Source organism: Rhodococcus erythropolis R138, assembly GCF_000696675.2.
Taxonomy (GTDB): Bacteria; Actinomycetota; Actinomycetes; order Mycobacteriales; family Mycobacteriaceae; genus Rhodococcus_F; species Rhodococcus_F erythropolis.
Genome location: NZ_CP007255.1, coordinates 2950498 through 2969253, shown reverse-complemented (window position 1 = coordinate 2969253; position 18756 = coordinate 2950498). Strand labels below are relative to the sequence as shown.

The window sequence follows — 18756 nt, the reverse complement described above, 5'->3', positions numbered from 1 at the left end:
CCTGGCTCACATCCTTGTGGGTTCTGATCGCCGCGACCAATCTCTGACTCGAGACTAGCCGCGGCAACCAGTACCTAGGGTGAACTGAGAAACGAAATCTACGATGTCGTCATCTGAACAAGCGATGCTTCGAGCACCGCACGTTCGCTGTCCGCCAGCGGTCTGGACTTTTCGGACACGGTGTCGAATCCGACCATCAACGCGTCGCCGAAGGCGCATTCGACACCCGCGTTGTCACGGATGACGTGCCGAACCGTGAACGAGGAAGTCCCGACGTGAGTCGTGAAGATCTCCACGTTCAACGGACCGGACCGATCGGTGACCGGCTTGAGGAACTCGATGGTCATCTTTCGAACCACGAGGTATCCCGGTCGGCCGCCGAGCGGCGCCAGTTTCGCTTCCAGGAACTGGATGCGAGCTTCCTGCATGTACTCGACGTAACGCGTGTTGTTGACGTGACCCAACCGGTCGGAATCGCCCCACCGGACCTGGATCTGCGCTGTGTATACGTCGGACACCGGATCAGTCCCTGGTGAGCTTGCGGTGAGTCACGCGGTGCGGGCGTGCGGCGTCGGGGCCGAGTCGCTCGACCTTGTTCGCCTCGTAGCCCTCGAAGTTGCCCTCGTACCAGTACCAAGCTGCCTCGTTGTCGCCGAAGCCACCTTCCCACGCGAGGATGTGGGTACAGGTGCGGTCCAGGAACCAGCGATCGTGCGAGATCACGACGGCGCAGCCGGGGAACTCTTCGAGAGCGTTCTCCAGCGAGCCGAGGGTTTCGACGTCGAGGTCGTTGGTGGGCTCATCGAGCAGGATCAGGTTGCCGCCCTGCTTGAGCGTCATCGCCAGGTTCAGGCGGTTGCGCTCACCACCGGAGAGGACGCCGGCCGGCTTCTGCTGATCGTGGCCCTTGAAACCGAACGAGCTGATGTACGCACGCGAGGGGAACTCGGTCTGGCCGACGACGATGAAATCGAGCCCGTCGGACACGGTCTCCCAGACCGTCTTCTTGGGGTCGATTCCGGAACGGTTCTGGTCGACGTAGGACAGCTTGACCGTCTGACCGATCTTGACCTCACCGGCGTCAGGCTCCTCGAGACCGACGATGGTCTTGAACAGCGTCGTCTTACCGACGCCGTTGGGGCCGATGACGCCGACAATTCCGTTGCGCGGCAACGTGAACGAAAGATCCTTGATCAGCACGCGGCCGTCGAATCCCTTGTCGAGGTTCGAGACCTCCACGACCACGTCACCCAGGCGCGGCGGTGCCGGGATCTGGATCTCGTCGAAGTCGAGTTTGCGGGTCTTCTCGGCTTCGTTCGCCATTTCCTCGTAGCGATCGAGACGAGCCTTGTTCTTGGCCTGGCGGGCCTTGGCGCCGGAACGAACCCATGCGAGCTCGTCCTTGAGGCGCTTCTGCAGCTTCTGATCCTTCTTGCCGGCAACTTCGAGGCGTGCAGCCTTCTGCTCCAGGTAGGTGGAGTAGTTGCCCTCGTACGGGTACAGGCGTCCGCGGTCGACTTCACAGATCCACTGCGCGACGTGATCGAGGAAGTAACGATCGTGGGTCACGGCGAGGATTGCGCCGGGGTAAGCAGCGAGGTGCTGCTCGAGCCACAGGACAGATTCGGCGTCGAGGTGGTTGGTGGGCTCATCGAGGAGCAGGAGGTCGGGCTTGCTCAGCAGCAGCTTGCAGAGCGCAACGCGTCGCTTCTCACCACCGGAGAGGTGGGTGACCATCTCTTCCGGCGGGGGGCAGCGCAGGGCGTCCATAGCCTGCTCGAGCTGCGAGTCGATCTCCCACGCGTCTGCGTGATCGAGCTTCTCCTGCAGTTCGCCCATCTCTTCCATGAGCTCGTCGGAGTAATCCGTGGCCATCAGCTCGGCGATCTCGTTGTACCGCTTGAGCTGGACCATCGTCTCTCCGAGACCGTCCTCGACGTTCTCGCGAACCGTCTTGGTCTCGTCGAGCTCCGGCTCCTGCATGAGGATGCCGACGGTCGCGCCCGGAGCCAGGAATGCCTCGCCGTTGCCCGGCTGGTCCAGTCCGGCCATGATCTTGAGGATGCTGGATTTACCAGCGCCGTTCGGTCCGACGACACCGATCTTCGCGCCGGGGTAAAAGCTCATCGTGACGTCATCGAGGATGACCTTGTCACCGTGCGCCTTGCGCACCTTCTTCATCGTGTAAATGAACTCAGCCATGACCGCCAGCCTATCGGTGTTTGTCCTATAACCCACATTGCGCGTTGGCACTCACTCCGATCCGGGTTCTGCGGACAGTCCGAGGTCATCGACCAGATTCACCGACATGCTCATCGACCCCCACGAAAACCGCGATGGGGACACCTCCGGTGTCCCCCGGACGGCTCAGATCATTGCCCGGTGGATGCCCTTCGGCTCGCCACCGAGCTGCGAGAGCGTCGACGAATGGAAAATGGAACCAGGCACATGGATCGCGTGCGCGAGACCGGCATGCGCATCACGCCAGAACCGCTGCATCGGCGTGTTCAACTGCAACGCGCCACCACCGGAACGAGCAAAGATCTCGTCCACCGCCCGCACCGCCCGCCACGCCGCAGCAGTCTGCGTGCGCCGACCGATCGCACGAAGCTCGAACGAAACTTCCTGACCCTTCTCGGTCATGTCCCAGAAACGATCCACCGTCTCCAAGATCGCAGCCCGAGAAGCAGCGATCTCGGCCGCCGCCTCACCGATCGCGAACAGCACGTACGGATCTTCCTTGATCGGAACACCACTGACCGTCACGCGCTCACGCTGCGCCGCCATGTTGCACGCCAACGCACCCTCAGCAATACCGATCAACGACGAAGTGATCCCCAACGGGAAAATGCACGAGAACGGGAACTTGTACAACGTCTCCGTACGGCCCGCTTCCTTCCACGCCGTCCCGTCGAAAACCTTTCCCGCATCAAGAGTCCGATACGTCGGCAGGAACGCATCCTTGACGATCAGGTCCTTCGACCCCGTACCGCGCAGGCCCACGACATTCCAGCTGTCCTGGTCGATGTCGTAATCGGAGCGCGGCAACAACACGTGCAGAATCTTCGGCGGCATCAACGGCTTACCGGACTCGTCACCGACCATCGCGCCGATCATGATCCAGTCACAATGATCAGTACCGGACGAGAACGACCAACGACCGTTGAGGATGTAGCCGCCCTCGACCGGCCTCGCCACGCCCATCGGCGCATACGGTGACGCCATCCACGTATCGGGATCGGTTCCCCACACCTCTTCCTGAGCCTTGCGGTCGAAGAACGCAAGCTCCCACGGATGAACACCGACGATGCCGCTGACCCAACCGGTGGCACCGTCCATCGCGCCGATAGCCATTGCCGTCTCGGCGAATTCACGCGGATGCGCCTCGAGGCCTCCGAATTCCTTCGGCTGCAACATCCGGATGACGCCGGCGTCGCGCAAACGCTTCGCGCTGCCGTCCGTCAAGCGCATCAGCTTGTCGCCCTCGACTCCGTCGGCGCGGATCTCGTCGGCGAACTGTGAGATGTTGTCCAGAACCTGACCCATGATCTTTCCGCCTCCACTGATAGTCGATCAACGACCACTAAAGTAGAACACGTTCTAGAAACTTGCGGAAGTGAAATGGCCGACATTTCTTACACTCACACGGTCTGCAGTTCCGACGGGAGTTCGACGGCGTCGCTACCCGAGGCCGCAAGCAACTGTGCGTATCGCCCACCTTGTTGCACAAGTTCGTCGTGGGTGCCCTTTTCCACAACCACGCCCTGGTCGAGGACCGCGATGAGATCCGCATCTCGAACCGTGGAAAGCCTGTGCGCTACAACAAGAGTGGTGCGTCCGACCATCAGCTCGTCGAGCGCGTCCTGCAGCGCACGTTCAGTGCGATTGTCCAAGGCGCTCGTCGCCTCGTCGAGGACCAGGATCGGCGGATTCCGCAGAACTGTGCGCGCGATCGCGATGCGCTGTTTCTCACCACCGGAGAATCGGTAGCCGCGCTCGCCGACCATGGTGTCGTACCCGTCGTCGAGACCGGAGATGAACTCGTGGATTTGCGCGATGCGCGCTGCTTGCTCGATCTCGGCGTCGGTGGCATCGGGTTTCGCGAACCGAAGGTTCTCACGAATCGTCGTATGGAAGAGGTACGTCTCCTGCGACACCACGCCCACCAGATCGGAGACCGTCGCCAGATCGAGGTCCCGCAGATCGATGTCGTCGATTCTCACCGATCCCGCAGTCGGGTCGTACAGACGTGCCGCCAAGTATCCGAGGGTGGTCTTGCCCGAACCTGTGGAGCCGACCAGCGCCAAGGTTCCGCCGGCCGGGACCGTGAGGTCGATGTTGTCGAGAGTCTTGCTGTCGGTTCCTGGATACGAGAAGTCGACGTGGTCGAACCGAAGTTCGCCGGACATCTTGGTGCGGTCGAAGCTCTTCGACTCTTCCGGATCCGCAATGTCGATCGGCAGATCCAGGTACTCGAACACGCGACTGAACAGTGCCATCGAACTCTGCACCTCGACGCCCGTGTTGAGCAGCATCATGGTGGGGCGGAACAATTGGGTCTGCAGTGTGGTGAATGCGACGAGGGTGCCGACGGTGATGGTGTTGCCGTGATCGAGAGTGAAACCGGCAAACCAGTAGACCAGTGCGGGCATGGCCGCGAAAGTGATCGACATGGTCGCCATGCGCCACTTGCCGGCCATCATGGCCCGGAGTTCGACGTCCGCGACTTCCGCTGAACGCTCGGTGAATCGATCCGTCAGAGCCGACTTCGCGCCGGTCGTCTTGCCGAGGAGAATGCCACTGACGGAGAGAGATTCCTCCACCTGGACCGACAGATCACTGAGTAGCTTCTGCCGCTTACCCGAGATCTTGCGGCGCTCGTCACCGATCTTGCGTGCGATACGGATGAACACCGGCAAGATCGCCAGCGAGAAGATGGCGAGTCGCCAATCCAGAAGGAACAGAGCAACAATGGTGGCTGCCACGGTCGTTGCATTCTGCGCGATGGACGTTGCCGTGTTGGTGACCACCGACTGCATACCGCCGATATCGTTGGCAATGCGCGACTGAACTTCTCCGGTTCGGGTTCGAGCGAAGAATCCGAGCGACTGGCTCTGCAGATGCGAGTAGACCCGCACGCGCAGTTGGTGCATCAGTTTCTGGCCGATGCTGTTGGACATCCAAGTCTGCGCCACGCCGAGACAGCTCGTGATCACGGCAATGGCGATCATGCCGATGGCCAGAACGCTGACGAGTCCGAGGTTCTTGTCCGGGATCGCCTTGTCGAGCATTTCGCGTAGGAGCAGCGGACTGCCCAACGCCACGATCGCGCTGAGTGTGATGACCGCGGTGACGATGGCGATCTGAGTTCGATACGGCGCGAACAGTCCGAGTACGCGCTTTGCCGGTACGGAGTCCGCCGGAGTGATCTCGACAGCGGATCGTTCGATGTTTCGCATGTGATCTGGTTTCACGTTCTACCTCCTGGAGGCTTTCTCACCCTAGTTTCATATTGATGAGGTTACCTCACTATGAGGCTGACACCAACAACGCTAGACTGACGCCATGCATTCCCGAGAGCGCGAACTCACCGACGTCGTGATGTCCGTGGCACGGCTCATCCGCCGACGCCAAGTGGCAGCGCTGGAACCATTCGGTCTCTCGCCGTCGCAAAGCCGAGCGCTGCGAGTACTGACCCGAGTGGGCGAGCCGGTTCGACTCGGGTTTCTTGCCGAGCGATTGCGCATCGTTCCGCGGTCGGCGACCGACGTCGTGGATTCCCTCGAAGAGGCCGGATGGGTGCGCCGCACTCCCGATCCGAACGATCGGCGAGCCGTGTTACTCGAGCTCACCGACGCCGGCGCTACCCTCGCTGCCGACGTCGCGAAAGCTCAACGCCGCGAATCCTCGGATGTGTTCGACGACCTCGACGAATCGGAGCGAGCAACTCTCACCGAACTTCTCGAGCGAGTGGACGCGGGGCACGACTCTCGGCCCCGCGACTGCCCGAAACCCTCGGTGTGAGTCCTCACGCAGCGACGGTGTCGACTGCGTCCTCGACATTCTCCGCCGACGTCGGCTTGCTCTGACGCTCGATCTTCGAGATGCAACGAGTAAGGTCCGCGCCTACCGCAGTCGCCCGTAGCTCGAGATCGGAACGAGGCACACCCTCTTTGGTCGTGTACTCGTTGGTGCGCAACTCCCCCGCCACCATGACCGGATCACCCTTCATGATGGATGCGCCGACGCCGGTGACCAACCGCCGCCAGCAGCTGACCGTGAGATAGAGGGTCGCTCCGTCCGTCACTCTCCGGTCACCGCGTCTTTGCGACGCGTGTTGCTCGCCATCCGAAAGCTCAGCACCTCTTCGCCATTGGTTGTCTGCCGCTTCACCGGATTGGTGATGACGGTTCCGACAACCGTTGCATGCGTTTCGTACATGTCCGATCCCCCTTCGAACTCCAGAACCCGCCAACTGCCGCGGGGCCGATCATTGCGTCGGCAGTTTCGATTGTGGAACGGCAAACGCCTGGCTCGGGATTTCGATTTCCACCTGTGCATCGGCGGGACAGCTGTGGAGAAACAGCACTGCCCGAGCCAAACGGCCCGGGCAGTGTCGGAACTAAGTGCTAGTGGAGGATTCGTCGGATTTCTTCTCGCTGGGTGTCTCGTCCGCAGAGTCCTCGCTTGCAGTCTCCGCGTCAGCAGCCTCACGCGGTTTCCACCCCTCGCGGTCCCGCCTGGCCAATTCGGCGAACATGGCGTTGTGAGCAGCGAGGTCGGCGTCGTGGTCACGCTCGGCCGCACGGTCCGTTCGGCGCGCGGTCCTTCCGTCACTGCGCGACCACTGAACCAGCAGCGCGAGCATGACCACCATGAGTGGGATCTCGCCGGTCGCCCACGCGATGCTGCCGCCCAGCTGCTGATCGCCGATCAGGTCGTTGTTCCAACCGAGTCCGAGCGAGCGGAAAAACGCGCCGCCCATGACGGCGGTGGTGCTCATCAATGCCACGCCGAAAAACGCGTGGAACGGAAGTGAGCCGAAGACCATCGCCAGCTTGGTCACCGGCTGCAATTGGCGTGGTGACGGGTCTATTCCGATCGCCACCCAGTAGAAGAGATAGCCGCTGAGGATGAAGTGCAGGTTCATCAGCAGGTGAGCGCTGTGCGAGTCGACGGTCGCGCCGTAGATTCCGCCGAGATACAGCGCGTAGAAACCGCCGACGAAGAGAACTGCCGCAACGATCGGGTGGGTGATGAATCGTGAGAACGGGCTGTGCAGCGCGGTCAGAATCCACTCGCGAATGCCTGGCACGCCGTCCTTGCCCGCCGGATCGAGCGCCCGCAGAGCCAAAGTGATCGGCGCACCCAGAACCAGCAGGACTGGGCCCAACATCGACAGCGCCATATGTGCGCCCATGTGAACGCTGAAGACTGCCGGCGCGTACTTGCCGACACCGGACGACGTGGCGATCAGGAGCACCGCGCAACCGCTCATCCAGGCGATGGTTCGGCCGACGGGCCAGGAGTCTCCACGCTTGGCCAGCTTGCGCAGGCCGATGCCGTACAGAATCGCCGCAGCAATTGCGGCGGTGCCGAACATGAGGTCGAATCGCCAGTCCGTCACGAACGCCATGAACGACGGCGGGTCCGGAAGGTTGTAACCGAGTTCGACCTCGGGGATCGAGGGAATCGACAGCGGCGGAGGCGGCGGGGTACGACCGAGGCCGATCGCGAGACCGATGGTCGCCGCCATCACGATCGTTTCAGCGCCGGCAAATCGAATCAGAGCAGAGCGACTCTTCGGGTTCTCCGCCAGTGCCGGCAGCGCCCGACTCCGCTGAGCCCAACCGAAGAACCCGAGGATGATCAGTGCAACCGTTTTCGCGACGATCAATCGTCCATACGTCGTGGTGAAAACGTCGTCGAGAGGCAGACGGACAATCGCGTTGATGACGCCGCTGAATCCCATGACGACGAAGCAGATGGATGCGACCGTCGAAAAGCGTCGAGCCGCTACGTCGGTGTAATCGCCGCCGCGGCGCGCGTGTGCCAGTAGCGCGAACAACCCGCCGGCCCAGAGCGAAGCCGCCACGAGGTGCAGGATCAGACTATTGGTAGCGATGTCATGCGAGCCGCCCGAAGACGAGTGACCGGTGAGAGCAAGCGGCATCAGTCCGAGAAGACCGACCAGCAGCAGGAGCGGTGTCCACCACCAGCGCAGTGTCAGTCGGGCCAGGATCGCCAGAACAACCGCGATGATCGCCGTCCAGCGCCAGGCGCCGGCGATCTCGACCTGATCGAGTCCCGACCAGAGGTTTGCCGGTTTGATCGCTTCGGCGAACGGCTGACCCGACGTGTCGGAGAGCGTCAGAGGCACCATCATGAACGAACAGATTGCCCACACGATCGCGGCGTGCGATGCAGTTCGGACTGCTCGATAGCCGTCGACGTCGAGGACACCCGACTTCTGCGGCGGCACGAAGAACGCGGCCAGCAGCAGTGACCCGATCGCGATGACCGCGGCGATCTCCCCCAGTGCACGCATCGCGGGGAGGCCGTATGTGGTGATCGGACCTGGATCCGGGATACCCAGAAGAGTCAGTGCCTGCGACGCGGAGAATCCCACCACGATGGCTGCGGTGAGCCCTGCGATGAGTCCACTGACCACGAATATCGCGGTCGAAGAAGCGGGTGCACCGCTGTGCTGTGTGGACTCCGGTGGGGAATCTGTCGGCGCGAGGTCGGGTGTAGCCATACCTCAAGGGTAGGACCTTCGCGAACCGACTACGACAACGCGTCGGAGTTGGGCGGCGCGCGTCACATCCCGAACCCTCGAGTATGATGTTCCACGCGCCTCCGTAGCTCAGGGGATAGAGCAAGAGCCTTCTAATCTCTTGGTCGCAGGTTCGAATCCTGCCGGGGGCACCACAAGATTTGATTCACGGATAGTCACACTGCGTGGACGAGCGGCCACTGGGCAGAGCAGTCCGATACGGACCGAAACCTAGCCCACAAATTACCTGCCGTCCGCAGTAATCTGCCTCGCATGAAGAAGGCACTTCCGAAGACCCTGAAGTCACTCGCCCGGACCGTTGGAATCCTGGCACTCGCGATCGTCGTTGTATCCGTCGTCGAGCGGTTCACCGGCGCACACCAACCGACTACCGGTCCCGCCTCGTTGACCGGACCCGACCAATCGTTGTAGCCCTTCCCTTGTGACAGGGTCGACACATGACGTTCGAGGAACAGGACGAGTCGACATGTGAAAGCCGTCCGATCGCAGATGATGGGCCATTCACGCTGGAAGTCGATGGAGAAATCTTCACGGTGACGGTCCGCCCCGGGGAGCCGGGCGCGTCCGACTACGACTGGAAATCGGGGCCGAACGAGGGGTACGGGTTTTCCAGTTTTCACCGTGTTTCCTACTACAGTGTCCTCGACCGAGCGAACAGTCCATCGAACGAAATTCAGCCCGAAACTATCGATGAACACCGTGCGTCGATCCGCGACTTCCTCAGCAAGGTCAACCCGGAGACCGGATATATCGGAGACTGATCGTCAGAGTTGCCAGTAGCGTTGCCGTCATGATTACGGACCCGACGAGGCCGTGGTGGGAGACTTACAACAACAACGTCCTCTCCGCCCGCGAAAATGGCTGGAGCGAAGACGATTCCAGGCTCTCTCGCGAACTATGCGACCTACTCGATGACGTCGCTGCCGCGTTCGCCATCACGGGCGCGCAGACACCAGGGTGGCTGAGCCCATACAGCGGCGACGTCCAACCCCGCAAGGACTCGTACGAGCGTTGTACCGATCCGGAGAAGTTCCTGATCGTGGTGGCAAGAGCTCGAGCGTGGACAAAGGTCCTCGTCGATCGCGGCTGGGCACGAGAAGTACCGCCTGTGCGATGGGCGCTCCGTCCCTTGGAGTCCGGCGGGGCCGACACCGTTTTGGAGCCTTCGAGTGACGGTGCGGTTCCGCTCGTGCTGACCACGCACACTCCGGTCGACAGCGCCCACCCGTTCAATGTCACGATCGCCGCGGGCAACCCGGCTGTGGCGATGGCGTCCATTCCTGACTGTGCCTGCGACGGATGCGACAGGGGGTCCGCTGTACTGCTCGAAGAATTCGACACCTGGGTGTTGTCAGTGGTCGACGGTTCCCTCGAAGTCGACGTCACAGCCGCCTGTTATTCGATTCAAACTTCTTTTCACGGCGAAAGGCACGGGGTCCAGTACCTCGACGAACCCACAGCTTTCATTGCGGCACCGTGGCCCCCGAATTGGACGGCACGCTCGTTCGCGTCTACAAGATGAGCAGGCGCTGAGCCCTGATCCCGCCGCTACAGAACCTTCGTGAAGATCTGCGCCGGCGCTGCCGTCTCGAGCTTGTCCAGCGCCTCAACCAACCTGACGAAGTGCTCGGTATGAGTGTGGGCGTCGAGGTGCTCCTGCGATTCCCATTCCTCCGCCAACACGAGCTCGCAGTGATTGTCGGTGCGCTGCAGTAACTCGTAATTGATGCAGCCGACCTCTTTTCGGGTCTCGGTGACAAGTTCCTCGTACAACCGAAGCACTTCCGCGAGATCGCCCTGCTCCACCGTTGTTGGCACCAACACCCTGATCACAAAGACTCTCCGATTCGACTGTCCTGCAATAGCCCGTCGGCTCGAAGTCTGCCGTAGACCTCCGACAGATCGACATTTCCGTTGTGACTCGAAGTTTGCGGACAGGCGCAATATCTACGAAACACCCCCGATACCGGAGGTTCGTAGGGTTTGCCGAAGTCGGGCTCGCAATCAGCAGCGCAGCCCTGGGCCCGGGCGAGGGGTAAGCACATGAGTGGAAATGCAGTTCGCTTGCAAGCGATCAAGGACGTCGAGGCCTACACACCTCCGGTGGTCAGTTTCACCACCGACGAGACACCCGGCGAGGTGTTCGGTGCCAACGTCTTCAACAAGGTGGTCATGCAGAAGCGACTGCCCAAGCTCGTCTACAAGTCGGTGATGGCGACGATCGAGCAAGGCAAACCGCTTGATCCCATGGTCGCCGATGCGGTCGCGTCGGCGATGAAGGACTGGGCGTTGGAGAAAGGCGCAACCCACTACGCCCACGTCTTCTATCCACTGACCGGGTTGACGGCCGAGAAGCACGACAGCTTCCTCGAGCCGGTCGGCGACGGCAGTGCACTGGCGGAGTTCGCCGGCAAGACCTTGATCCAAGGTGAACCCGACGCTTCGAGTTTCCCGAACGGCGGGCTGCGCAACACATTCGAGGCTCGCGGATACACCGGCTGGGATGTCACGAGCCCGGCCTACGTTCTCGAAAACCCCAACGGCAACACACTGTGTATCCCGACCGTGTTCGTTTCGATGACCGGCGAAGCGCTCGACCACAAGACTCCCCTGCTGCGTTCACAACAGGCAATGGGTTTCCACGCCGAACGAATCCTGAAGTTGTTCGGCCACGACGACCCCGAGCACATCGTGTCGTTCTGCGGTCCCGAGCAGGAGTACTTCCTGATCGATCGACACTTCTTCCTCGCCCGCCCCGACCTCCTCAACGCCGGCCGAACACTCTTCGGCGCAAAGCCGCCCAAGGGCCAGGAGTTCGACGACCACTACTTCGGGGCGATCCCGGAACGTGTGCTCGGATTCATGATGGACACCGAGCGGGAACTGTTCAAACTCGGCATCCCCGCCAAGACACGGCACAACGAGGTTGCGCCCGGCCAGTTCGAAATCGCCCCGATGTTCGAGCGAGGCAACATCGCCGCCGACCACCAGCAGTTGCTGATGACCACCTTCAAAACCATCGCCAAGAAGCACGGCATGGAATGTCTGTTCCACGAGAAGCCGTTCGACGGTGTCAACGGCTCCGGCAAGCACGTCAACTTCTCGCTGGGCAACTCCGAACTCGGCAGTTTGCTTGTCCCCGGCGACAATCCGCATGACAACGCCCAGTTCCTCGTATTCTGCGCCGCAGTCATCCGGGCCGTCCACAAATACGCCGGCCTCCTGCGCGCGTCGGTCGCATCGGCAACCAACGATCACCGTCTCGGTGCCAACGAGGCTCCCCCGGCAATCATCTCGATCTTCCTCGGCGATCAACTGGCCGACGTCTTCGAGCAGATCGCCAAGGGCGCGGCAACATCGTCGAAGGACAAGGGCACCATGATGATCGGAGCCGACACCCTTCCCGTCCTGCCGACCGATCCGGGCGACCGCAACCGCACGAGCCCATTTGCCTTCACCGGCAACCGTTTCGAGTTCCGCGCGCCAGGATCGCTGCAAACAGTCAACGGCCCGATGGTCACCATCAACACGATCATGGCCGAGGCCTTGGACTACATGGCCACCGAACTGGAGGCCGCGGTCGCCGACGGCGCGGATTTCGACACCGCTGTCCAGAATCTGCTCACCGAGATCATCACCAACCACGGTGCGGTTGTCTTCAACGGCGACGGCTACTCGGAGAACTGGCAGATCGAGGCCGAGTCTCGCGGCCTGCCGAACCTTCGCACGACGCTGGACGCCCTTCCTGAACTGATCACCGAGTCCTCGATGGAACTCTTCGAGAAGTACAAGGTCTTCAACCACCGAGAGATGCACAGTCGCTACGAGGTCGGACTCGAACAGTACTCACTGAGCATCGGCGTCGAGGCACGCCTGGCCGCCGAAATCGGTACGACGCTGATCCTTCCGGCTGCAGTGCGCCACCAGACGGAAGTTGCGCAGAACTTCGTCGCACTGAAGTCCGCCGGCCTCGAACCGGATTCAGCTCCGCTCGAAGAAGTGTCGGCGCCCGTTGCGGCTCTGCGCACAGCGCTCGCGGCCCTGCGCGCAGCAATCGACACCGACGCCGGCGAGTCGCCATTCGATCAGGCCAAGCACGCACAGGACGCACTCCTGCCCGCCATGGCAGAGGTACGTGCAGCGGCCGACTTCCTCGAAACCATCGTCGCCGACGATCACTGGCCACTCCCGACGTATCAGGAAATGCTCTTCATTCTCTGAGCATCACCGAAATCAACGCTCACAAAACTGTGGCCTGCAACTCGATCGAGTTGCAGGACACAGTTGTCGAATCTTGCTCGGGCTAGCGGTCTTCCGGCATCGTGACTTCGAGGACGCGAGCCTCACCGGTGGTCGCGGGGTCAGGACGATCGCGCGAATCCGATGACGCCATCTGGAGTCCGTTCAAATCGGTCCGCATGTAGATGACGTTGTAACGGTCCCACGTGGTGGCGACGAATTCGAGGAACTGTCCGCTCGCCCACGGGTGCATGAATCCGCCGTACAACGCGGGCAACGTGATTCCACTCAACAGGGTCTGCGTACCACTCCACGGGCCTTGCGGTTGGTCGGCCTGACGGATCACCAGGTTGCCCTCGGCACTGGTGTACATGGCAACGTACTTGTTCAGGTAGTCGTTCCACTGCACGGCAAGTTCACTGACCGGTGCCTTGATGACCTGAACGGCATCGGTATCTCGCGGACTCCAACCGGAGCCGTCCCAGTATTCGTAGGCGCCGAGGTTTCTGATGTCGGCGCCGGCCACTCGCGCCAGGACCGCCTTACCGAAACGACCTGAGGGAGTTCCGTATTCGTACAGGTAACCATCGCGTCCGTCGAGGAAGGCGCTCTGCTGGAAGTTGGAATTGATCGGTGATACCGCCGGAATCCCCGGGATACCGAGTCCTTCTGTGTTCGCGCGAACCGTCGCCGGATCGAGCTCCCAGTTCTCGCCGTTGTCCGTGGAGAAAGCCAGAGCCGAGTAGTTGGTGGTCCAGGCTCCGGGTTCGTCCCACGACCGAACGGACATGAATCTGATGTACTGCACACCACCGTAAGAGATTCCAGCGGTCGGGATGGTGGTGAACTCGCCCGGAATGCCGAATCCCGGAATGATCTCCTTAGAATGATTGGGGCCGTCCAAAGGAGAACTGTCGATCTTCATGCCGTCGGCGATGGCGGTGTCGTTGCTGCGGAACAACACGTTGCTGCGCCAGTCGTCACCCGGGGTGTCGCAGTCGCCAACCGTATCGCCGAATGCCATCAGAACGTCGTGATCCGGCCCCGAAAGACCGTTGTCCCACATGATTCCGAGGTCGGTTCCCGACACGTTGAACCGCTCGATCGTGTTGTTGGGACTGCCTGGGCCAGTGACCATTTCGATCGCTTTGGTGCGGCCGGTCAGCACCGGCAGAGCACCGTTGGGCGCGCCGGTGATCCAGGGCAACGCGTTGGCGAGGGAGCCGGTACCGGCGGAACCACTGCCAAGTGATCCGGTCAGCGAACCGAGCGAACCCGTCATCGATCCGGCGGAACCACTTCCTCCCGACCCACACGGTCCGCCGATCGCCGACGCAGACGGTGCTGCGGCAATCGTCGCGGCAATCGTGACGACGCCTATCGACAACATCGCCGACATGGAGTGTTTATTACGCACGTGCAGCCCCTCTGATCATTTCGACTCCCGTTCGGACCACAGGCACAGTGATCCCCGACCGCAGAAGCAAACCATTTGGACTGTGTTAAGAGAGTGAAAGCTGAGCAAATTGTTATAAATCGCCCGTTCAACTGACACAAGTGACAGCTGTGTCCGATTTCACCTTCACAGGACAGTTGTCCGATACAGCAATAAAGGCGCCTAGTATGTAACGGAAATGTAAAAGAGTTCTCACAACGAGGTAGGTGAGCGGTGTCCGTACGTGACCGCGTAGCGCAGATTTACGATCAGGTTTTGGTTCGCAATGCAGGAGAGCCCGAGTTCCATCAGGCCGCCGCAGAGGTCTTCGAGTCTCTTCACGTAGTGCTCGAACGCCACCCCCGCTACGCCGACGCCGGACTCATCGAGCGGCTTTGCGAGCCGGAACGCCAGATCATCTTCCGCGTGCCGTGGACCGACGACCAGGGCAACGTTCACGTCAACCGTGGCTTCCGCGTGCAGTACAACAGTGCACTCGGCCCCTACAAGGGCGGCCTGCGCTTCCACCCCAGCGTCAACCTGGGCATCGTGAAGTTCCTCGGCTTCGAGCAGATCTTCAAGAACTCACTCACCGGCCTGCCCATCGGCGGCGGCAAGGGTGGCTCGGACTTCGATCCCAAGGGCCGCTCCGACGCAGAGGTCATGCGCTTCTGTCAGTCCTTCATGACCGAACTGCAGCGTCACATCGGTGAATACACCGACGTTCCGGCCGGCGACATCGGCGTCGGCGGTCGCGAGATCGGCTACCTGTTCGGTCAGTACAAGCGGCTGACCAACACGTACGAGTCGGGCGTCCTCACCGGCAAGGGCATCACCTGGGGCGGATCGCAGGTTCGCACCGAGGCCACCGGCTACGGCGTCGCGTACTTCGTCGCCGAAATGCTCAAGGCAAAGGGTGAAGGCCTCGAAGGCAAGAACGTCGTGATCTCCGGATCCGGCAATGTCGCCATCTACGCAATCCAGAAGATCCACCAGCTCGGCGGCGTCGCGATCGCCTGCTCGGATTCCTCGGGATACATCGTGGACAAGAAGGGCATTGATCTCGACCTCCTCAAGGAGATCAAGGAAGTTCGCCGCGGCCGCATCAGCGAGTACGCCGACGCAGTTCCGCATGCCGAGTTCATCGCCGATGGCTCCATCTGGGACGTGCCGTGCGACGTCGCACTCCCCTGCGCGACTCAGAACGAGCTCGACGAAGATGCCGCAAAGACCTTGATCGCCAACGGCGTTCAGGCCGTTGCCGAAGGCGCGAACATGCCCACCACCCCCGGTGGCATCCAGCTCTTCCGTGACGCGAACGTAGCCTTCGCGCCCGGCAAGGCGGCCAACGCCGGTGGCGTCGCAACCTCCGCCCTCGAAATGCAGCAGAATGCTTCGCGTGATTCCTGGAGCTTCGAGTACACCGACGAGCGTCTCGCCGGAATCATGCGCGGCATTCACAAGCGCACCATCAACACCGCTGCCGAGTACGGAAAGCCGGGCGACTACGTGCACGGCGCGAACATTGCCGGCTTCGTGAAGGTGGCCGACGCCATGATTTCACTGGGCGTCATCTAGAGATTTCCGCAATACAGACAGTAGTACAAAAAGGGGTGATTTCACCCTGAACCGGTTCCCGTACATCGGACTGGTCGAATCAATACCTAGGCCTCGAGGGCCCTGGGTCCGCGAGGACCCAGGGCCCTCGAGCTTGATCTGAGCAAATCGCCCGCGACGAGCACCGTAGGCGCCGGCAATGATCCCAGACGGAACTCGTGATGTCCTCCGAATCCGTTTTCCGCTCTGACGTCGAAAAACACCGTAAGTGGACGATTGTTTAGGTCCGCAGCGCGTGGGGCATATGGACTTATCTTCACATTTGTCCATTTCACAGTTGGACGATCGTTCATGTGGTAGAAATCACAACGCCTGGCGCAATTCGATCCGCAAATTTCAGCGGCGAGTATGTCCCCGAACAAGGCCTCAGCGTGTACCCCGCTTCGTAACGCGCCGAGCCTCCGGGTGCCTGTGCCAGGCGACGCACCTGTCTAGAGGAGGCCACCCATGTCCCCAGCGCTGCTGAACAACCCGGGACCGCTCATGTTGGGAGGCAAGCCCGCCTCCACAGCGGTCAACGACGTCATCCCACTGGCAAGCGATCTCGTAGATCACCTGTCCCGTGCCAACCCGACGTTGACTTCCCTCCAAACGGAGGCAGTTCGTCGGGAACTGATTGCGGTGATCGTGCAGGGGCTCCAAGTGGGGATCCAGCTGCTGGATCACCGCAAACTTCCCACCGACCAAGAGTTGGACGGCATTCACACGATGACCGTCCAACAAGCATTGAAAGGCGTGCCACTCAGCGCGATCCTCAACTTGACCAACGAGGGCATCAGCACTTTCCGCACCCTCATCCTCAGCCGGGCCGACGCCGAGGACTCCGCCAATCTCGGGGATCTCAACGAGTTCTTGTTCGCACTCGCGCAGCGGCTTCACTCGTTCATCTCGATCAGCTATCTCTCGGCTCTTCCAGCTGGCTCCCAACTCGGGGAATACTCCGCCGGCGCTCTCGTGAAAGCCATGCTGGACGGCGACGATCCCACCCAGCTTGCGTTGCAGATGGGCGTTGAACTCGCACCCCGCTATCTCGTCCTGCGGCTCCTGGTGAACCTGCCGCCCATCCGCCCGGGAGCACGCAACGGCAACCACCAGCGCATACAGGCCTACCGTGACCTCTCCGTCGCTCAATCGAAAATCGCGGCCCACTTCGGGTCGGCACTGCTCGAAGCTCCTGCACCGCAACGTGGTCTGGTCCTGATCGAGGGCACACCCGACTGGGGAACAGTGTGCGAGGTCATCCAACGTGCACGCGCAACGGTGGGGGTGGAGATCACAGCAATCGCCGAGAACGCCGCGGTACGAGATATCGCCGCCGCCCAAGCAACCACTCACGAATTGGCGCAACTCGTGCGGCGCCTGAGACTGCCGGCGCGGTCGTACCGAATGGAAGACCTCGCGCTCGAGTATCAACTCACTCGGGGTGGCGCAGGCCGCGACAGCTTGATCAATCTTCTAAGGCCACTCGACGGCAATCCGGAACTGCTGCAGACATTGTCCATACATCTCGCCAACGGCCAGCATCGTCAGCGCACCGCGTCGGCGCTCGGCCTGCACACCAACACCGTCGACAATCGAATCAAGCGCATCGCAACCCTGACCGGATTGGATCCGGCCCTGCCCTCTGAACTGCTCAAACTGCGCGCTGCCATGATCTCTCTGACTTTCGCAAGCACTGATGTGGACAATCGTCCAGCGAAAATGTGAACACTCACATCCTCGCTATTAGCTGTCCACGTGTGGCGCCTGGACCCCACTTTTCCGCTCCGAACCGGGCTATAAAAGTGTGGTGCGAATCACCGCGCAAACCAGTAACAATTAAGGGGAAACACATGATCAACGGCCAGGATAACGCTCTCCTCGGTGCCTTCTTCGACACCATCCTGCAGCTCTTCAACGCGGGCAGCACCGGCACGGGCTCGACGGATGGCGGCGGCGTCTCCTAGGACGAATCTCGGGCCCTGTGCGAGAGAATCTCTCGCGCAGGGCCCGCTCCAAGCCGCCTGACACTGTGATGGCGGTGACCACGGTGACCACCACGTCGCCACCGCTGAAACCAGGAGCAAGCACATGATCGCCGCACCAACCACAGGCGCTTTGGCCGTCGTCATGAACACCGTCCTACAGATGTTCAACGCCGGCAGCAGTTTCCTCTACACCAACAACTCTCCGATTGGCGGCGGCGGCGGCGAAACTCCCACGACGCCTGCTCCCTGATCGACTTACCCGCTCGCATCACAAAGTCGCGGCACAGACAGGAACCACTGTGATAAACCAGCACACCCTGGGCAGCCTGGTCATCGACTTCGGCTCACTCTCCCGAGCACTCGGCTTCGGCAACGGCTCTATCGTGTCGCTCGGCAGCACCGGAAGTGGCTGAAACAGCCCGCCTGACCACGTCGACGAACCCGTCGCCGCTCACCTTGCTCACCTTGCTCACCACATCTCGAAACAGAAAGCAGGTCCCCCTGTGCCTACAATTCCGCTCACCGGCGACCCCATCGTCATCAACATCATCGTCCAGCTACTGAGCGCGGGTAGCAGCAATGCGCTCGCATTGGGCGGGGTCGGTAGCAGCGGTCTCGGTAGCACCGGGCTCGGCAGCTTCGACTCGGCGAGCCTCGGAAGCGCTGCTTAGGACCTCACTTGTGATCGGTGTTCGATCCGC

At 61.4% G+C, this 18756-nt stretch carries 16 protein-coding genes, 1 tRNA gene and 1 pseudogene; 10 read left to right on the top strand and 8 right to left on the bottom strand.

Annotated features, from left to right (window positions below; translation table 11 throughout):
• Positions 1–98: 98 nt before the first annotated feature.
• The 4 genes from H351_RS13860 to H351_RS13845 all read right to left on the bottom strand — a co-directional run bounded on the left by H351_RS13860 (position 99) and on the right by H351_RS13845 (position 5459).
• Positions 99–518, bottom strand: a complete 420-nt coding sequence (locus H351_RS13860; RefSeq protein ID WP_019749099.1) for an acyl-CoA thioesterase — start codon at positions 516–518, stop codon at positions 99–101.
• A 4-nt stretch (positions 519–522) separates the two neighbouring features.
• The gene (ettA, locus tag H351_RS13855) at positions 523–2202 is read right to left on the bottom strand and encodes an energy-dependent translational throttle protein EttA (protein WP_007730925.1); all 1680 of its coding nucleotides are present in this window, start codon (positions 2200–2202) and stop codon (positions 523–525) included.
• A gap of 165 nt (positions 2203–2367) precedes the next feature.
• On the bottom strand, positions 2368–3546 hold the full coding sequence (locus H351_RS13850) for an acyl-CoA dehydrogenase family protein (protein ID WP_020908243.1): 1179 nt from the start codon (positions 3544–3546) through the stop codon (positions 2368–2370).
• A 95-nt stretch (positions 3547–3641) separates the two neighbouring features.
• Positions 3642–5459: an ABC transporter ATP-binding protein gene (locus H351_RS13845; RefSeq protein WP_051253148.1), complete on the bottom strand. Its 1818-nt coding sequence runs from the start codon at positions 5457–5459 to the stop codon at positions 3642–3644.
• 106 nt (positions 5460–5565) lie between these two features.
• Between H351_RS13845 and H351_RS13840 the strand changes: the two genes are divergently transcribed.
• Positions 5566–6024: a MarR family winged helix-turn-helix transcriptional regulator gene (locus H351_RS13840; RefSeq protein WP_003945320.1), complete on the top strand. Its 459-nt coding sequence runs from the start codon at positions 5566–5568 to the stop codon at positions 6022–6024.
• A gap of 4 nt (positions 6025–6028) precedes the next feature.
• Here the strand turns inward: H351_RS13840 and ssb are convergent.
• A pseudogene (ssb, locus tag H351_RS13835) lies at positions 6029–6441 on the bottom strand (single-stranded DNA-binding protein).
• A gap of 181 nt (positions 6442–6622) precedes the next feature.
• The gene (locus H351_RS13830) at positions 6623–8758 is read right to left on the bottom strand and encodes a bifunctional copper resistance protein CopD/cytochrome c oxidase assembly protein (protein WP_029255683.1); all 2136 of its coding nucleotides are present in this window, start codon (positions 8756–8758) and stop codon (positions 6623–6625) included.
• A gap of 97 nt (positions 8759–8855) precedes the next feature.
• Between H351_RS13830 and H351_RS13825 the strand changes: the two genes are divergently transcribed.
• The 4 genes from H351_RS13825 (at position 8856) to H351_RS13815 (ending at position 10319) form a co-directional block, all read left to right on the top strand.
• Positions 8856–8931, top strand: a tRNA-Arg gene (locus tag H351_RS13825).
• Between the two features lie 118 nt (positions 8932–9049).
• Positions 9050–9208: a hypothetical protein gene (locus tag H351_RS32285; protein ID WP_003945304.1), complete on the top strand. Its 159-nt coding sequence runs from the start codon at positions 9050–9052 to the stop codon at positions 9206–9208.
• Positions 9209–9234: 26 nt separating this feature from the next.
• On the top strand, positions 9235–9558 hold the full coding sequence (locus tag H351_RS13820; RefSeq protein ID WP_021344742.1) for a hypothetical protein: 324 nt from the start codon (positions 9235–9237) through the stop codon (positions 9556–9558).
• A gap of 29 nt (positions 9559–9587) precedes the next feature.
• Positions 9588–10319, top strand: coding sequence for a DUF6226 family protein (locus tag H351_RS13815; RefSeq protein ID WP_029255684.1), 732 nt, complete (start codon positions 9588–9590; stop codon positions 10317–10319).
• 26 nt (positions 10320–10345) lie between these two features.
• Here H351_RS13815 and H351_RS13810 read toward each other — a convergent pair whose 3' ends face one another.
• On the bottom strand, positions 10346–10615 hold the full coding sequence (locus H351_RS13810; protein ID WP_244891489.1) for a putative quinol monooxygenase: 270 nt from the start codon (positions 10613–10615) through the stop codon (positions 10346–10348).
• Positions 10616–10840: 225 nt separating this feature from the next.
• On the opposite strand from H351_RS13810, the gene H351_RS13805 reads away from it, so the two are divergent.
• Complete coding sequence (locus H351_RS13805) at positions 10841–13018, top strand: glutamine synthetase III family protein (protein ID WP_029255686.1); 2178 nt, start codon at positions 10841–10843, stop codon at positions 13016–13018.
• 82 nt (positions 13019–13100) lie between these two features.
• On the opposite strand, the gene H351_RS13800 is transcribed toward H351_RS13805, so the two are convergent.
• Positions 13101–14435 carry a DUF4185 domain-containing protein gene (locus H351_RS13800; RefSeq protein ID WP_029255687.1) on the bottom strand — a complete coding sequence of 445 codons (1335 nt, stop codon included), beginning with the start codon at positions 14433–14435 and terminating at the stop codon, positions 13101–13103.
• A gap of 270 nt (positions 14436–14705) precedes the next feature.
• Between H351_RS13800 and gdhA the strand changes: the two genes are divergently transcribed.
• The 4 genes from gdhA (at position 14706) to H351_RS32275 (ending at position 18726) form a co-directional block, all read left to right on the top strand.
• Complete coding sequence (gene gdhA / locus H351_RS13795) at positions 14706–16049, top strand: NADP-specific glutamate dehydrogenase (protein ID WP_003945368.1); 1344 nt, start codon at positions 14706–14708, stop codon at positions 16047–16049.
• A 486-nt stretch (positions 16050–16535) separates the two neighbouring features.
• On the top strand, positions 16536–17795 hold the full coding sequence (locus tag H351_RS13790; protein ID WP_019749122.1) for a PucR family transcriptional regulator: 1260 nt from the start codon (positions 16536–16538) through the stop codon (positions 17793–17795).
• Between the two features lie 363 nt (positions 17796–18158).
• Positions 18159–18305, top strand: a complete 147-nt coding sequence (locus tag H351_RS32280; protein WP_167333749.1) for a hypothetical protein — start codon at positions 18159–18161, stop codon at positions 18303–18305.
• Positions 18306–18558: 253 nt separating this feature from the next.
• A complete protein-coding gene (locus H351_RS32275) occupies positions 18559–18726 on the top strand; it encodes a hypothetical protein (RefSeq protein ID WP_003945367.1) in 168 nt (55 codons plus the stop codon).
• The last annotated feature ends 30 nt before the right edge of the window (positions 18727–18756 follow it).

Coding starts and splice junctions, on each gene's coding strand:
- ettA (WP_007730925.1), bottom strand. CDS start 2,202: ATGGCTGAGTTCATTTACACGATGAAGAAGGTGCGCAAGGCGCACGGT.
- H351_RS13850 (WP_020908243.1), bottom strand. CDS start 3,546: ATGGGTCAGGTTCTGGACAACATCTCACAGTTCGCCGACGAGATCCGC.
- H351_RS13845 (WP_051253148.1), bottom strand. CDS start 5,459: ATGCGAAACATCGAACGATCCGCTGTCGAGATCACTCCGGCGGACTCC.
- H351_RS13840 (WP_003945320.1), top strand. CDS start 5,566: ATGCATTCCCGAGAGCGCGAACTCACCGACGTCGTGATGTCCGTGGCA.
- H351_RS13830 (WP_029255683.1), bottom strand. CDS start 8,758: ATGGCTACACCCGACCTCGCGCCGACAGATTCCCCACCGGAGTCCACA.
- H351_RS32285 (WP_003945304.1), top strand. CDS start 9,050: ATGAAGAAGGCACTTCCGAAGACCCTGAAGTCACTCGCCCGGACCGTT.
- H351_RS13820 (WP_021344742.1), top strand. CDS start 9,235: ATGACGTTCGAGGAACAGGACGAGTCGACATGTGAAAGCCGTCCGATC.
- H351_RS13815 (WP_029255684.1), top strand. CDS start 9,588: ATGATTACGGACCCGACGAGGCCGTGGTGGGAGACTTACAACAACAAC.
- H351_RS13805 (WP_029255686.1), top strand. CDS start 10,841: ATGAGTGGAAATGCAGTTCGCTTGCAAGCGATCAAGGACGTCGAGGCC.
- H351_RS13800 (WP_029255687.1), bottom strand. CDS start 14,435: ATGTCGGCGATGTTGTCGATAGGCGTCGTCACGATTGCCGCGACGATT.
- H351_RS13790 (WP_019749122.1), top strand. CDS start 16,536: ATGTCCCCAGCGCTGCTGAACAACCCGGGACCGCTCATGTTGGGAGGC.
- H351_RS32280 (WP_167333749.1), top strand. CDS start 18,159: ATGATCGCCGCACCAACCACAGGCGCTTTGGCCGTCGTCATGAACACC.